General features: G+C 69.3%; 1 protein-coding gene. It reads right to left on the bottom strand.

The genetic code is table 11. The features are described 5' to 3' along the window. Window positions 1-74: 74 nt before the first annotated feature. On the bottom strand, window positions 75-319 hold a 245-nt coding region (locus tag DBV35_RS29685; protein WP_157962114.1), incomplete at its 5' end, for a QcrA and Rieske domain-containing protein.

Here is a 319-nt window from a genome sequence, read left to right as displayed (position 1 = left end):
TTTCGCCTGGTCGAGTGCCGCGCCGCCCTTGGCGGCGAGCCCCCCCGATGACGTGGTGGGTGTGGTGATCGAACTCATGTCGTCTTCGGCCTCTCCCAGAACGCGGGTCCGACGGGCTCCACGAAGTCGCTGCGGGCGACGAAGAAGCCCTCCTCGTTCACCGTGATCGGCAGCTGCGGCAACGGCCGGGCGGCGGGCCCGAAGACGGGCTCGGCGTCCTGCGTGGCCAGGAACTGCGACTGGTGGCACGGGCAGAGAATGCGGTTGTCCTGCGCCTGGTACAGCGAGGTCGGGCACCCGAGATGGGTGCAGACCTTCG

It is taken from the genome of Acuticoccus kandeliae, assembly GCF_003073115.1.
This window is presented reverse-complemented; position numbering and strand designations above follow the sequence as displayed.